The sequence below is a fragment of the Pseudomonas purpurea genome, assembly GCF_039908635.1.
Taxonomy (GTDB): domain Bacteria; phylum Pseudomonadota; class Gammaproteobacteria; order Pseudomonadales; family Pseudomonadaceae; genus Aquipseudomonas; species Aquipseudomonas purpurea.
Genome location: NZ_CP150918.1, coordinates 916,847 through 932,129, shown reverse-complemented (window position 1 = coordinate 932,129; position 15,283 = coordinate 916,847). Strand labels below are relative to the sequence as shown.

The following is a 15,283-nucleotide window of genomic DNA, read 5'->3' as shown; positions in this document are numbered from 1 at the left end:
AAGAACCGACACCGGGCTTTGACCCTGGCGTCAGCGACTCACAACCCGGTCTGCAAGGCTGCTGAAAGCTTCCCGCTTTATAGTCAGCAGCCTCAGCGGACGGATAACCGGGACCACCCGGAGACACGCCTGATGAGCGAGCTTTTTTACAACGCGGTGCCGAACGCGACCCGTGTCGCCCCGCCACTGCCTGAACCGCGTCAGTACCCCAGCGAAAAACCGCAACGGGTCTACCTGTTCGGTACGTGCGTGGTTGATCTGTTCTACCCCGAAGCCGGGATGGACGCGATTCACCTGCTCGAACGCGAAGGTATTCGCGTGGAGTACCCGCAAGGGCAAAGCTGCTGCGGACAACCGGCCTACACCTCGGGTTACACCGAACAGGCCCGGACGGTAGCGCGCTCGCAACTGGCGCTGTTTGCCGGCGATTATCCGGTGGTGGTGCCGTCGGGTTCCTGCGCGGGCATGCTGCGCGAACATTACGCCGACTTGTTCAAGGACGAGCCGGACACATTGAAACAGGTCCAGGCCCTAGCGGCGCGGACCTATGAACTGGCCGAGTTTCTGCTGTTCGTCTGCAAGGTGCAGCTCAAGGACAGCGGCACACCGGTGAAAGTTGCGCTGCATACCTCGTGCTCGGCACGGCGCGAAATGAACACCCACCTGCACGGTCGCGAATTGTTGTCGCAACTGAGCAACGTGGAACGGGTCGACCACAGCCACGAAAGCGAATGCTGTGGCTTCGGTGGGACATTCAGCGTCCGAATGCCAGACATTTCCGGAGCGATGGTCGCCGACAAGACCCGCGCCTTGAAAGAATCCGGTGCACACACGGTGCTGAGTGCCGACTGCGGCTGCTTGATGAACATCAACGGCTCGCTGGAAAAACAGAAAGAAGCGTTGCGCGGCCAACACCTGGCCAGCTTCCTCTGGCAGCGTACCGGAGGTGCTTTATGAGCAACCCGACGCTGATTCCGACGGTTGCCGTCGAAGAAGATTTTCGCGCCCGGGCTCACGAGGCTTTGGCTGACACGCAATTGCGAAACAACTTTCGCAGTGCGATGGATTCACTGATGGCAAAGCGGGCAGCGTCTTTCAGCGATGCCCATGAAAGAGAACACCTACGTGCCCTGGGCAATGCAGTCCGTGCCCGCGCGTTATCCAGGTTGCCCGAGTTGCTCGAGCAACTGGAACAGAACCTGACCCGCAACGGTGTGACAGTGCACTGGGCGGAAACGGTGGACGAGGCCAATGGCATCGTCTTATCGATCATCCGCGCTCACGAGGCGCGGCAAGTGATCAAGGGCAAATCGATGGTCAGCGAAGAGATGGAGATGAACCATGTCCTCGCGGCTCAAGGTGTTGAATGCCTGGAGTCGGACATGGGCGAATTCATTGTCCAGCTCGACCACGAGAAGCCTTCACACATCATTATGCCGGCGATCCACAAGAATGCCGGTCAGGTCGCGTCCTTGTTCCACGACAAACTTGGCGTGGAATACACCAAGGACGTTGACCAACTCATTCAGATCGGTCGCAAAGTCTTGCGGCAGAAATTCTTCGAAGCGGACATCGGCGTCTCCGGCGTCAACTTCGCCGTGGCCGAAACCGGCACCCTGCTGCTGGTGGAAAACGAAGGCAATGGACGCATGTCGACCACCGTGCCGCCCGTGCACATCGCCGTCACGGGGATCGAGAAAGTCGTCGAAAACCTGCGCGATGTCGTCCCGCTGCTATCGTTACTGACCCGCTCGGCCCTCGGCCAGCCGATCACCACTTACGTCAACATGATCTCCGGCCCGCGCAAGGAACATGAACTCGACGGCCCGCAAGAAGTGCATCTGGTGCTGCTGGACAACGGTCGCAGCCAGGCATTTGCCGACAGTGAACTGCGCCAGACCCTTAACTGCATTCGCTGTGGCGCCTGCATGAACCATTGCCCGGTTTACACGCGCATCGGCGGCCACGCCTATGGCGAGGTTTACCCTGGCCCCATCGGCAAAATCATCACCCCGCACATGGTCGGCCTGGCGAAAGTACCGGATCACCCAAGTGCGTCGTCGCTGTGCGGTGCCTGCGGTGAAGTCTGCCCGGTAAAAATTCCGATCCCGGCGCTGCTGCGTCGCCTACGCGAAGAAAACGTCAAAGCCCCGGACAGCCCTCATCAAGTCATGCGCGGCCAGGGCAGCAAGTACTCGCGCAAAGAGCGATTTATCTGGAACGCCTGGGCGAGGCTCAACAGCTCCCCGACCCTGTATCGGCTGTTCGGTTTCTTCGCCACCCGCCTGCGCGCCCTCACGCCGAGCAACGTCGGCCCATGGACGCAAAATCACAGCGCGCCGAAACCCGCCGCTCGTTCACTGCACGACATGGCCCGCGAGCATCTGGCCAAACAGGGAGACCATTGATGAGCGCCAAGCAGAACATTCTCGCCAAACTTCGGAACAGCCTGACCGGCACTACGCCAGTGGCTGACAACTTCGATGAAGCGCTGGTGACCGAGCCCTACACCTACACGCCGGAACAGCGCATCCCGCAACTGCGCAAGTTGATGGAAGCAGTGCACACCGAAATCCACCTGAGCCGCGAACAAGACTGGCCCGCTCTGCTCGCGCAATTGTTGCGCGACCGTCAATTACCGAGCCTGCTGATCGCACCGACCACGCCTCATGGTCAACGGATCACTCAGCATTGGGCGAACAATCCCGCGCTGCCGACACTCAAGGCCTACGACCGCCCGGTGGAAGAATGGAAAGCCGAGCTGTTCAACGACACCCCGGCCAGCCTGACCACCACCCTCGGCGCCATCGCCGCCACCGGCAGCCTGATTATCTGGCCGACCCGCGAAGAACCACGGCTGATGAGCCTCGTCCCCCCGGTGCATTTTGCCTTGCTCAAGGCCAGTGAAATTCGCGACAACTTCTATCAGGTGCAACGCGAATTCAACTGGGCCCAAGGCATGCCGACCAACGCGCTGCTGGTGTCCGGCCCGTCGAAAACCGCCGACATCGAACAAGTCCTGGCGTACGGTGCCCACGGCCCGAAAGACCTGGTGGTATTGATCCTGGAGGACCAATGAGCCTACCGGCGACTTTCCTGCGTGATGCGCAGCAACTGATTCCACAGGAGCGGCGCTTCGACGACCCGCTCTCCACCCTGGCCTTTGGCACCGATGCGAGTTTCTACCGGCTGATCCCGAAACTGGTGATTCGCGTCGAGTCCGAAGACGAAGTGGTCGCGCTGCTCAAACTGGCGCAACGCGATCAAGTCCCGGTGACCTTCCGCGCCGCCGGCACCAGCCTTTCTGGCCAGGCCATCAGCGATTCGGTGCTGATCGTGCTCGGCGACAACTGGAACGCTCGCGAGATTCGCGGCCAAGGCACACAAATTCGCCTGCAACCGGGCGTGATCGGCGCGCAGGCGAACGCCTGGCTGGCACCGTTCGGGCGCAAGATCGGCCCGGACCCGGCGTCGATCAACGCCTGCAAAATCGGCGGCATCGTCGCCAACAACGCCAGCGGCATGTGCTGCGGCACGGCGCAAAACACTTACCACACGCTGGCCGGGATTCGTTTGGTACTGGCCGACGGCAGTCGCCTCGACACCGAAGACGCCGCCAGTGTCGCGGCATTTCGCAGCAGCCATGCCGACCTGCTGGAGCGTCTGGCGACGCTGGGCCGCGAGACTCGCGCCAATGCCGAACTCGCTGCGAGAATCCGCCACAAATATCGTCTGAAAAACACCACCGGCCTGTCACTCAATGCCCTGGTTGATTTCGACGAGCCTGTGGATATCTTGAGCCACCTGCTGGTGGGCTCCGAAGGCACGCTGGGTTTTATCAGTGCAGTGACCTACGACACGGTGATCGATCACCCGAACAAAGCCTCGGCGCTGATCGTTTTCCCCGACGTGGAAACCTGCTGCAACGCCGTGACCGTGCTGAAAAGCCAGCCGGTTTCGGCCGTGGAACTGCTCGACCGCCGCAGCCTGCGCTCGGTGCAGGACAAACCCGGCATGCCGGCTTTCGTCCAGCAACTGTCGGCCAATGCCTGCGCCTTGCTGATCGAGTCCCGCGCCGCGTCGTCGGCATTGCTGCACGAACAACTTGCGCAGATCATGACGTCGCTGAGCTCATTCCCGGTGGAAAAACAGGTCGACTTCACCGAAGACCCGGCCGAAAACGCCAAACTCTGGGCGATCCGCAAAGACACCTTCCCCGCCGTTGGCGCGGTGCGCAAAACCGGCACCACGGTGATCATCGAAGACGTGACCTTCCCGGTGGAGCAACTGGCTATCGGCGTGAACCGCTTGATCGAGCTGTTCGACAAACATCACTACGACGAAGCGATCCTTTTCGGGCACGCACTGGAAGGTAATCTGCACTTCGTCTTCACCCAAGGCTTCAACAGCGCGGAAGAAGTCGCACGCTACCAGGCATTCATGGACGACGTGGCGCAACTGGTCGCCGTGGAGTTTGGCGGTTCGCTGAAAGCAGAGCACGGTACTGGCCGCAACATGGCGCCCTTCGTCGAACTGGAATGGGGCAGCGATGCCTACCAGTTGATGTGGCAGCTCAAACGCCTGCTCGACCCCAACGGCATCCTCAACCCGGACGTGGTGCTCAGCGAAGATCCGAAGATTCACCTCAAGCACCTCAAACCGCTGCCCGCCGCCGACGAGATTGTGGACAAGTGCATCGAGTGCGGCTTCTGCGAACCGGTCTGCCCATCGAAAGGCCTGACCTTGAGCCCGCGCCAGCGCATCGTGATCTGGCGTGACATTCAGGCGAAAAAACGCGCGGGCATCGACACCTCGGAACTGGAAGAGGCTTATCAATACCAAGGCCTCGACACCTGCGCCGCGACCGGCTTATGCGCTCAACGCTGTCCTGTAGGCATCAATACCGGCGAGCTGGTGAAAAAGCTGCGCAGCCGCACCGCCACCCGAACGAAAACCGCCAACTGGCTTGAAGGACATTTCGCCACCGCGCTGCAAGGTGTGCGTTTCACCCTGCACGTGGCCAACGGTGCACGAATGCTGCTGGGCGCACCGCGTTTGGCGAAGATTTCTGCTGCGGTGACCCAGCTGTCCAAAGGGCAAATCCCCCAGTGGACCAACGCCATGCCACAGCCGGAACGTGCGATTCGATTCAGTCCGACGGTCACCGACGAGCGCCCGCGCGTGGTCTATCTGGCGGCATGCGTGTCGCGGGTCATGGGGCCGGCGGCCGGTGACCAAGAGCAGATGTCGCTCTACGACAAAACCCGTGGCTTGCTGGAAAAGGCTGGCTATCAAGTCGTTTCGCCGGACAATCAGGACAGTCTCTGCTGCGGTCAGCCGTTCGCCTCCAAAGGCTATGCGGAACAGGCCGAACACAAGCGTCAGGAATTGATCGGCGCGTTGCTGCACGCCAGTCGCGGCGGGCTCGACCCGATCTATTGCGACACCAGCCCCTGCACGTTGCGTCTGGTACAAGACCTCGGCGAAGTGCGACTGGACTTGTACGACCCGGTGCGTTTCATCCGCACACACTTGATGGATCGTCTGGATTTCACCCCACAGGAAGCGCCAATTGCAGTGCACGTCACCTGCAGCACCCAGCACCTGGGCGAAAGCCAGGCACTGATTGATCTGGTGCGGCGCTGCAGTAAAAACGTGGTGATTCCGGAAGGTATTCATTGCTGCGGGTTTGCGGGCGACAAGGGGTTCACCACACCGGAGCTGAACGCTCACTCGCTGCGCACGTTGAAAGACGCCGTGCAGTTTTGCAGCGAAGGTATTTCCACCAGCCGCACCTGCGAGATCGGCCTGAGCCAGCATGGCGGGATCGACTATCACGGGCTGGTTTACCTGGTGGACCGGGTGACTCGGGCACGCTCGGCGTAAGAACCGGACCACACTGAAAAGGGGCGATTCGCCCCTTTTCTGTTCCTGCACCCCACCTCTTGGATTGATTCGTTCAGCGACGAAAAAGAACCGAATTCCTGCGCACGTCTATAGTCATTTGCTTAGGTCTCGCTGAATGAGGCTTATACCCGACCTCGGCGGCCGCCTCACGACCCGGCGTCACCGAGCCATCATGCGCAAGGAGATACCCATGAAGCGTACTGCACTGGCTGGACTGTTCATTACCGCGGCAATGCTGGCCTCCCCGGCGTTTGCCGCGGACAAGGATCTTTGTGACCTGAACCTGCAAAAGCTCGAAGACTCGATCGCCACCCTGCCCGCGACCTCCGAGAACACCACAAACAACATCAAAACGATGCAGGCTCGTGCGCAAGCCGCCAAAAAAGCAGGCAACGACAAGAAGTGCGTCGATGAAACAACCCAGGCGCTGCAAAGAATCCAGAAAATCTCCAGCGGAAACCAGGGCTGACCCATAGCCGGCCAACCTTCGGGTTGGCCTTATGCCCTGCGTTGGCGTACACTGCACAGGCTTGCTGCTCAAATTGATTCACAGAGCAGTGGGCTCGGGGCCGTTTAGGATTCGACGCCGGTTGCGAAACTTTAGGTGCATGCCGAGTTGGTAACAGAACTCGTAAATCCACTGTTGCAACTTCTTATAGTTGCCAATGACGAAACCTACGGGGAATACGCTCTCGCTGCGTAAGCAGCCTTAGCCCTTCCCTCCTGGTACCTTCGGGTCCAGCAATCATCAGGGGATGTCTGTAAACCCAAAGTGATTGTCATATAGAACAGAATCGCCGTGCAGTACGTTGTGGACGAAGCGGCTAAAACTTACACAACTCGCCCAAAGCACCCTGCCCGTCGGGTCGCTGAGGGTTAACTTAATAGACACGGCTACGCATGTAGTACCGACAGCGGAGTACTGGCGGACGGGGGTTCAAATCCCCCCGGCTCCACCACTTCAACATCTAAAGACGTCCACGGACGTCTTTTTTTGTACCTGAAATCCAATGAATACTGGAGTTTCAGGGCTTTCTGGGGCTTTGGAGGTTCTCTGAGTTCCAGGCGTTTTGGTATCCCGGGTGGTATCCCACGCTACCTGGTGCTATTTTCAGGATACCAAAACGGTGCTGGAGGTAGTCCCATGCCTACTAACGCAACCCGCCTCTCCGATCGCCAGCTCAAGGCAGTCAAGGCAACTGGTAAAGACTTCGTCCTTAGCGACGGCGATGGCTTGCAGCTTCGAGTGCGCGCCAGCGGCTCGATGATGTGGAATTTCAATTACCGCGAGCCGTTGACCAGAAGCCGTATCAACATGGCGCTTGGTCCATACCCTGACCTCTCGCTAGCCAACGCCCGGAAGAAAGCCACAGAGGCACGTGAGCTGCTCGCTTTGGGCACTGATCCCAAAACCCAGCGTGATGAGGTAAGGCAAGCCAAACTTGCTGAGACTGAACACACTTTCGAGAAGGTGGCCACGGCCCTGGTTCGAGCTGAAGAAAGACTCCGTAACCAAAGCCTACGCCGAAGATATTTGGAGATCGCTGACGCTGCATGTTTTCCCAAGTATGAAAACAACGCCGCTCTCTCAAATCACTGCTCCGATGGTTATCAAGATCCTTCGTCCGATCGAGGCCAAAGGGAGCCTCGAAACCGTGAAACGATTGAGCCAACGACTCAACGAGATCATGACCTACGGGGTCAACTCCGGGCTGATATTCGCGAACCCCCTCAATGGAATTCGGGCGGTGTTCAAGAAACCCAAGAAAGAGAACATGGCTGCGCTACCACCTGAGGAGCTTCCCGAGCTCATGATGGAAATCGCGAACGCCAGCATCAAGCGCACGACCCGCTGCCTGATCGAATGGCAACTGCACACGATGACCCGCCCTGCCGAAGCAGCTACCACACGATGGGCAGATATCGACTTCGACAAGCGCATTTGGACCATTCCGCCAGAGCGCATGAAAAAGCGTCGGCCGCACACAATCCCTCTTACCGATCAGGCACTTTCGTTACTGGAGACGCTCAAGCAACTCAGCGGTAACAGAGAGTACGTGTTCCCCTCAGATAGAAATCCCCGCACCCATGCCAATAGCCAGACCGCCAACATGGCGTTGAAGCGCATGGGCTTTCAGGACCGTCTAGTCAGCCACGGCTTGCGCTCGATGGCGAGCACCATCCTGAATGAGCATGGCTGGGATCCGGAACTGATCGAGGTCGCGCTGGCGCATGTCGACAAGGACGAAGTTCGTAGCGCCTACAACCGGGCGGATTACATCGAACGCCGGCGTCCGATGATGGCCTGGTGGAGTGAACATATCCAGAAGGCGGCCACCGGCAGCCTGTCGGCATCGGCCATCAATCAAACCAGAGATCGCAACGTCGTACCGATTCGCTGAACATCCAAAAGGTACGCGCCACCGGTTACGATCCGTGTCCTGTAGTAGAGCGAAAGGAGTGACGACAGTTGCCAGATCTCTGGTATGCCTGCGCTTCTTCAGCCAAGCCCCTGAGTATGGGAAGGCTCCGCATTCCCATACTCAGGGGCTCATGCTTAAAGATCTATCAGGCAACCACGACTTTTGCCTTTCTACGGCGGATCAACCCTGCTGTTAACTCGTAGTAGTAGACGGTAGCTGGAGCTGAGCATCGCAAATAGTGCTCCAGAAACCATCTCACGTGCTTTTCTCTCCAAGACCAGGGAGTCGCGCAACCCCAGCGTTCACGAATCACCTCGTGCATCCTTTCTGCTTGCCTGATGTGCCGCTGCTGCGTGGCATGTGCACCTTTGAGCACGGGGCGCAGGAACAACGCTATGTCGAACTCGGCCGTCATCGCCGACCTCCGATGTAGGCACTCACCACATCGATGCGGTTATGTCCCAACTCGTGGCTGATCTGCTTACGGGCTCGCTGATCGAGTGCTCGATCCTCTTGATGAACACGACCACCATTAACGGGTGCAGGAAAGCCGACTAGTTGCTCATAGCGCTCACAGGCGTAAGCCGCCCGCAGCTCATGAAAACCTTTCAATCCATGCTCATGCAGGATGTCCCGTGCCGGTCGCACAACTGCCTGCATAAAGTCTTTGTAGCTTTCGTCGGGCGCCAACAAATTCCGGCTGCCATTGGGTGAGTTCGCGCTGGCCCAATCCAGGGCATCGCGAACTTGATCCGTTACCGTAATCCAGCGCGGTGCCGAGGCCCCTGATCGACCACCTTTGGTGCCATCCTGGATGTTGATCTTGCCCAGTTGCCGAACCTCACGTTGCAGTCGGGGCAGATCGGCCAGGATCGTTTCGCGCAGCCGCATACCAGTCTCACGGGCGAGGAGCACAATGGCACTCACCCTCGATTGCTGACGATCTGACAGCGCCCGTGCGATCAACTCGACCTGCGCACGGTCTTGGCCTTGCGAAGCCTCACTACGCACGCTTGAGCGCTGCAAGCCCAGCGCCTTACTCGGACTCGGGATTTTGACGTACTGATCACCGCGCAGCGCGGCCATCGTTCGGTTCACGCTGGACAGTCGGTTCTGCGCGGTGGCAATGCCGACGTTGCCCTGATCAACCTGCTCCCGCACGTGGACGGCGTACCGCATGAGGATCTCGCGGTCTATCTGGCGCGCGTCATTGACCCTCGGTCCTTCATCGGATCGACACCAACGCACGAACGCCTGCCAGCGATCACTATGGGCTTTGACGGTAGCAAAATGGCCGTCGCCAAACAGGTCTTTCAGTGCTTGCGGTCCAGCATAGCTAAGCTGGCGACCGAAGCCGAAATTGCGCCCGGCTCGCTTACCGACCCGAGCCATTTTTCTGTTCCTGATCGACTGCCGCGAGATCATGCAAAAGGGCTCGCCAGTGCGCACTTACAATCGCGAACTGAGCCCAATCAGTCGGGCGAAAACACAGCGTGTTGTCGGTGACGTAAAGATGCGCACCCTCCTCTTTCAACCATTGAATAATGGCTGTCGTAGAGGCGATAGCTTTATGGGTGGTGGCGACACCGGCGACAGCGGCGACAACCCTTGTCCTGCCTGGCTTTGAGCGTGGCGACAAAGTGGCGACAGTAGCGGCGACAAATCGCGCTTTCGGCTCCTTTTGGCGCTGAGCCAGATGGTTGCGTAGCGCTTCATCAATATTGAACATGGCGCACCTCGAAGGTGTGGCCGTCAGTGATGAGCCACTGATGATCAATCAATTCGACCAACAGCTTGGCGGTATGACGACTGCTCTTACGGGCAAAGCGGGGACCGTTGCGATTCAATTCACGAATACTGAAACGCTTCCAATCTTTGACCTGTAGCCATCGCAGCAACCGGTCCGCTTCTTCCTTTACCCGACACACTGGCTCCTGCTCAGTCAGGCGCTGGATCTCGGTGAGGTAGTAGCCGACTAAAGCGGAGGCCCGTTGGATATGGTCGACCTCCACGACGCTGCTCTCCTCCACAACTGCAAGAATGCCGGCGACGCGCAGCAGGTTATCGGCGGCCTTCGATCCGCTGGGCCGTACGCTGGCCAGCTCGCCAAACTCACCCAACTGAGCTTCGATAGCATCATGTAGATCAATCCAGCGACGGCGGGCTAACGGGCTGAGGCTAAGCGGTGATAGCTGCAAGGCACCATCAGCGGAAAGCGACCAGGGCTGATAAAACAGGGCCGAAAGGCGGCGGTGATATCGCTTCAGGGCGGCGTCTTTGGACAAGTCGACAGCCTGGTAGCTCCGTTGCCCGGCTAGACTGGTGGGCCAGGTCATCAAGCAACGACCGAGGATGCCTTGCCCCTGCAGCAACGGGTCACTGAGTAACTGCATGGCCAAGTACGGTTGCAGCATGAGGTGCAGGCTCAAGCGTCGGTCATAAGCCCGAAGGCTTTCGCCTGCCATCGAACGAGCACGATCAATAGGGCTACCGTCCCAGAGTGACGACAAGGCCGCAACCGCTTTCAAACGGTTATCCCGACTCATGGTGCTGCTGCCGAGAAATTGTCCGCCCTCATCACAGAACAGCCCCATGCTGGGCAAGTCATGACAGAGCCCCTTAATCAGGGCTTCAATGGTTGGATCTGTGGTGATAAGTCTGGGTGCAGAGGGCTCCGTTTCAAGCGCCATGCTTACTGTGGAGTCGGGTTCGACAGGGTTGACACGCAGTGCCTGTCGCTGCGCGACACGGTACCGGGCGAGCTGTTCGCGGTAGCGCTGCCACTGCTCACGCTCCCATTGACGCGCGGGCAGCAATGCAAATCGATCTGCAGCCGTTTTACGATCCCCTGACGCGGCCACCGTGATCAGGTACAGCGACAGGGGATAATCTCTCCCGTCGAGCTGTAAGCCCGCATGACCTTGGGTGGCCAGCGCTGAGGTGGCCAACACCGATTGCGCGGCCAGTGCTTGGGGCACGCCGATAACCTCGGCCATGCGCTCCACCGCAGGCCCAAGAATCCCACCCAGTGCCCGCACCGGATAAGGCTGGGCCACGGGATTCGACTCAATCAGCGGTCGAGGTGGTCGTGGTAGTTCAAGCTTCGGATCTAACTGCTGCATGGGCCCTCTCCTCAATTGCTAGTTGTCCTCACGTAGTCCCGCCACGACTGTTGAGTGTTATCAGGGATCAAGGCCCCTGCGGCCTGTGAGGTGTTCACTGACGCGGAACGCACGGCTCCTTACGACCGGGAGCAAGGGCATGAACCCATGAATCTGGCCTCCTTAAACGCATCCGAAGGTGCGGGCGGGTGGAGGCTGTGCCGACTGACGAGTTCGGCACCTGGAGATCCTGAGTGGGAGAAGGCAACAACATCGACACCAGGGGCATGCCTGACTGTCAGTCAGGTGCAGCCTGTCCATAGGCTGCGGCACCGGTGCCTGTGTCATTGCGGATGGCGACGAATCGGAGTTGTCAGGCCGATTGTCACGAGGAGAGTTGCGGCAATGCCTTGTACGACATGGCTTGCAACAGTGGTACGAGCGCCCGTCTCTTTCCAGAAGAAAGAGACGGGCGCGGTCTGGCGCAGCGAAGTGTGCCGAGAGGTGAGGTTGCTGCAGTGCAGCGAGGTAGGTCCATCGTCTGCCGCAATGGGCAGATTAAGTCGAGTGAGCACCCATCACTCCTGGGGAGTGACCGTGCGAGCCGCCGGATGCTAATCGCACTTTGGGAAAACCACCACGCAAGTGGCGTAGCCTTAAAGGTTCTGGCTACCTGGGCAGGTGCTGTCAACGACAGCGATCTGTGCGCCAATTTTTATACATGCACGAAAAGGCGGTCAAGCATCATGGCCAAAGCGCTAAAAAAGTGGCGACTGTCGCCATTTTTGTCGCCACGCCCCAGGCCACGTTACGCGCGGCTTGTCGCCACTGTCGCCGCTGTCGCCACATCTCTAACGATAGCCTTACAACAAGCTCGGCTCTGACGCTGAAACTGCGTTGCGCTCGATAGAGATCCCGGACAATTACTAAGGCAAACACAATGTGTCGCTAATAAAATATGAAATGGAGGGTAGACCGAGGTCGACTCGAGAAAAAACGAGTGAACCCTCCGATCGGCGCGATCAAAGATCGCTTGATCGGAGGGTTTGGCGGGAAAAGCAAATCTCAAACGTCAATTACAGACTCAGGCATCAAAGCTGGTTGATTGGGAAGTGAATGCTTCACGCCCCATGATCAGTACCTGCTGCAACCTCAGCAGAAAGCCTGCTTCAAACGCATCCTGCGGATCACCTGGGCGATGATGCTTTCGGTTTTGCGCCAGTGCCCACCAGAGGGGTAATGATGAACCATCGAGCCAAGTCTCAGCGCATCGAACGCCATCCTCAATCATCGGGCGGAATTCATTGCCCCATGGTGTTCGGATACCGGGACAGCCTTCGGCGGAAGGCACAGAGACGTAGTCACCAATCTGTTGATGGACACGTTGAGCGGGGATACCCGAGAGATATCGGAACGCCTTGTCGAACAGCACTGCCGCGTCATCCAACAGCTCTACAGCCAGCTCAACGTCCTGCGGACAATGAAGCAGAACACTCTGGGCTCCGTTGAGCCGAAGAGTGGCAGCTTGGCGTAGTTTAATCGCGGCATCTTCAGGGTTAAGCGATTCAGTATCGATGGTGTTGGGTTTGGGGAGGCCGATGAGAAGCGAGAGATCAAACATCGCGGAATCCTCCGAGATAATTTGCAGTGCGAAACAGAAGACCACGGTGGCGCACGGGCTTAAAAGGGGGACATGCCATTTTCCTTATCTCCTTGGTTTGATTAAGGAATGCCATCCACCGTTGCGACACGTATGGGTGGCACACCGTACAGGGGTCGCAAACCGGAAACCAAGGAACCCGGCCAGGCCAAAGCCTGCCCTGCACGGTGCGCCATAGAAAAGCAGCAGCTAGCACTTAAAGTGCTGACTGTGCGATATGGCACATACCGCGCCTTGGTTTCGATTCAGGTTGCGACACCCGGTCCCGGGATTGACCGCGACGGAGCAAAGCGTAAATGTGTAGCCGCGACAACACAAGCATGAGTGTCAATAAGCGCAGAATCCGAATGAAAGCGCCGAGAAAAAACTAACGCCCATTGGCATCTAGGGCTTTGGCGGGTTAGGTACCACGCAGCATCTTTTCACTACTGAATCCGATCACGCTGATAGAATCGATAACTCTATACATGACATCCTCTCGAGAAGTGATATGAGTACAGAGTTGACCGAAGAAGAAATGCGGCGGGCGCTGTTCGGTGGAGCCGAACCCACTTTACCGCTGATTGACTCCCGCGCGCAAAATACCGTCCCGGATCCCATACTCACGAAACCGGTAAAGACAGCGAAGAAAAAACAAGTTTCAAGACGCTTCACACCCAGGCTGAAAGTCACTCTGCGCGTGGGAAATGAATTCGAAGGAGAGATGCATGAGATTGTGCATGAGGCCGATACACTGAGCCTTCTAGTTGCCGAGCAAGACGCTACGAAAACAGCCAGAAAAAAATTCAGGTTTGTAGAAGTAGTATCGGTCAAATCAATATAAGCCGGAATTTTAACTCTTTATTATATCGTTTCCTACCATCGATCAGTGCGTTTCGGTTGATGAATCAATCCATAACTTAAGATGATCGTATCGCAGACCTAAATGCGACACCTGACAAGGCTAAAGCCCGCTTATCAGAAACAAAAAACTTAAAAACCGGTCGAGACCTGTTACAAAAAAAACCGAACAAGCTATATAGCCAGCGATAAAGCCGAATGAACTGTAAACGAGCTTCTTAGGTCCCCATTCGGATCAAGCATATCCTCCAGTTCTACTGGCCAAGGTTCGCCCAACACCTTTACTGCGCCCTTCCATTTACTGTTAGCGATATTATCCAACCCACTCCGGACTCTTAGAAACAAGCTTTCAGCATCAACCGAACGGGGGCAAGACATATGATGTGTATATACAAAAAGATTCCTCCAGGAATTCAACTTAATCAAATCATTTGAGATTCCGCCAATAGAAAATCCACTATTAGATAGAGCAGAATGCAGAGCATCAAAACCGACCCAATCCTTATTTGGATTGGCCATTCGAGCCCCACTCCGGGAGGTAAAATCAAGCATGTTCTGATCTGCGCATTTAGCCGCAAGCAGCCATTCAGCCGCCCTATGCAAGAACAGTAAAGCAAGTACATAATTTTTGTTAGCATAATGAACATCTGAGGAAACCGTCATAAACGCTGAGGCCTGTCTGAAAACGTCAGACTCCTTGCGCGTAGAAGCCACCTCTAAATGCAAATCTTTGGCTTCCTCTTTAATTGCTTCAATCCAGTCTTTGACTTTTTGCAGGCTCGAAGGTACTCCACCATTTAGAATGGCGGCAAAACGCTGATTTGAGCGCTCTAAAGAGTTAGCCAAAGATGAAGGCTCTTTCCACCAAACTCGGTATTTAGGCAACGCATCATCATGAATAAAGAAAGCAGGCAAGCTCCACTCATGTAACGAAGTACGCCCAAACTCTGATACAAACTGCGAAATCTTTATGAGAAGACGCTGCGAGCTTATAGGTAAAACATTTGACATTCCGCAAAAAAACTCGAGGCGTGAAGCAGATGTACATACCGCATTAATGTCGAAACGTCTCAAGCCAACTAAAAGCTCACAAGCAGACTGCACTATATCCCGGACAGATTCTTGCAACGCACCAACTGCAGCAAGAAACCCGGGCGTATCAATTTGCTGCCGGACACAGTCTTTAATAGACTGCAGGCGTACTAGAGCGTCTATCACATCGACATGCGCACAACCTGCAGGAAGCACTCTTACAACCTGCTCTACGTTAGGCCAATTACCGCAGCTAATGTGCAAACTGGCGTCGTCCATATCACTGTGCTTAACGTAAACGATGCGCGCACCGTCTACTG

At 57.0% G+C, this 15,283-nt stretch carries 12 protein-coding genes, 1 other RNA gene and 1 pseudogene; 8 read left to right on the top strand and 6 right to left on the bottom strand.

Features of this window, described 5'->3' with window-relative positions; genetic code table 11:
* Positions 1–132 precede the first annotated feature (132 nt).
* From AABM54_RS04175 to AABM54_RS04145, 7 genes and pseudogenes are all read left to right on the top strand, one after another.
* The gene (locus tag AABM54_RS04175; RefSeq protein WP_347903981.1) at positions 133–957 is read left to right on the top strand and encodes a (Fe-S)-binding protein; all 825 of its coding nucleotides are present in this window, start codon (positions 133–135) and stop codon (positions 955–957) included.
* Positions 954–2,408 (top strand): LutB/LldF family L-lactate oxidation iron-sulfur protein, encoded by a 1,455-nt coding sequence (locus AABM54_RS04170; protein WP_347903980.1) that lies wholly within the window; start codon positions 954–956, stop codon positions 2,406–2,408. Before AABM54_RS04175 ends, AABM54_RS04170 begins: the two co-directional genes overlap by 4 nt.
* Positions 2,408–3,079: a lactate utilization protein gene (locus AABM54_RS04165; protein ID WP_347903979.1), complete on the top strand. Its 672-nt coding sequence runs from the start codon at positions 2,408–2,410 to the stop codon at positions 3,077–3,079. Before AABM54_RS04170 ends, AABM54_RS04165 begins: the two co-directional genes overlap by 1 nt.
* Positions 3,076–5,886, top strand: coding sequence for an FAD-binding and (Fe-S)-binding domain-containing protein (locus tag AABM54_RS04160; RefSeq protein ID WP_347903978.1), 2,811 nt, complete (start codon positions 3,076–3,078; stop codon positions 5,884–5,886). The genes AABM54_RS04165 and AABM54_RS04160 overlap by 4 nt, the downstream gene beginning before the upstream one ends.
* 211 nt (positions 5,887–6,097) lie before the next feature.
* Positions 6,098–6,376: a hypothetical protein gene (locus AABM54_RS04155; protein WP_347906132.1), complete on the top strand. Its 279-nt coding sequence runs from the start codon at positions 6,098–6,100 to the stop codon at positions 6,374–6,376.
* A 96-nt stretch (positions 6,377–6,472) separates the two neighbouring features.
* Positions 6,473–6,866, top strand: a transfer-messenger RNA (tmRNA) gene (ssrA, locus tag AABM54_RS04150).
* Between the two features lie 185 nt (positions 6,867–7,051).
* Positions 7,052–8,309, top strand: a pseudogene (locus tag AABM54_RS04145) (integrase domain-containing protein).
* Positions 8,310–8,475: 166 nt separating this feature from the next.
* On the opposite strand, the gene AABM54_RS04140 reads toward AABM54_RS04145, so the two are convergent.
* The 5 genes from AABM54_RS04140 to AABM54_RS04120 form a co-directional block, all read right to left on the bottom strand.
* A complete protein-coding gene (locus AABM54_RS04140) occupies positions 8,476–8,745 on the bottom strand; it encodes a hypothetical protein (protein WP_032902697.1) in 270 nt (89 codons plus the stop codon).
* Entirely contained in the window at positions 8,742–9,722 is a 981-nt protein-coding gene (locus tag AABM54_RS04135; RefSeq protein ID WP_347903976.1) for an integrase domain-containing protein, read from the bottom strand. Before AABM54_RS04135 ends, AABM54_RS04140 begins: the two co-directional genes overlap by 4 nt.
* Complete coding sequence (locus tag AABM54_RS04130; RefSeq protein ID WP_347903974.1) at positions 9,706–10,059, bottom strand: hypothetical protein; 354 nt, start codon at positions 10,057–10,059, stop codon at positions 9,706–9,708. The genes AABM54_RS04135 and AABM54_RS04130 overlap by 17 nt, the downstream gene beginning before the upstream one ends.
* Positions 10,046–11,452, bottom strand: a complete 1,407-nt coding sequence (locus tag AABM54_RS04125; protein ID WP_347903972.1) for a YfjI family protein — start codon at positions 11,450–11,452, stop codon at positions 10,046–10,048. Before AABM54_RS04125 ends, AABM54_RS04130 begins: the two co-directional genes overlap by 14 nt.
* 1,063 nt (positions 11,453–12,515) lie before the next feature.
* Positions 12,516–13,052: a LasR-specific antiactivator QslA gene (locus AABM54_RS04120; RefSeq protein ID WP_347903971.1), complete on the bottom strand. Its 537-nt coding sequence runs from the start codon at positions 13,050–13,052 to the stop codon at positions 12,516–12,518.
* A 529-nt stretch (positions 13,053–13,581) separates the two neighbouring features.
* Here AABM54_RS04120 and AABM54_RS04115 point away from each other — a divergent pair.
* Complete coding sequence (locus AABM54_RS04115; RefSeq protein ID WP_347903969.1) at positions 13,582–13,914, top strand: hypothetical protein; 333 nt, start codon at positions 13,582–13,584, stop codon at positions 13,912–13,914.
* 191 nt (positions 13,915–14,105) lie between these two features.
* Here AABM54_RS04115 and AABM54_RS04110 read toward each other — a convergent pair whose 3' ends face one another.
* Entirely contained in the window at positions 14,106–15,242 is a 1,137-nt protein-coding gene (locus tag AABM54_RS04110) for a hypothetical protein (protein ID WP_347903967.1), read from the bottom strand.
* Positions 15,243–15,283: the final 41 nt, after the last annotated feature.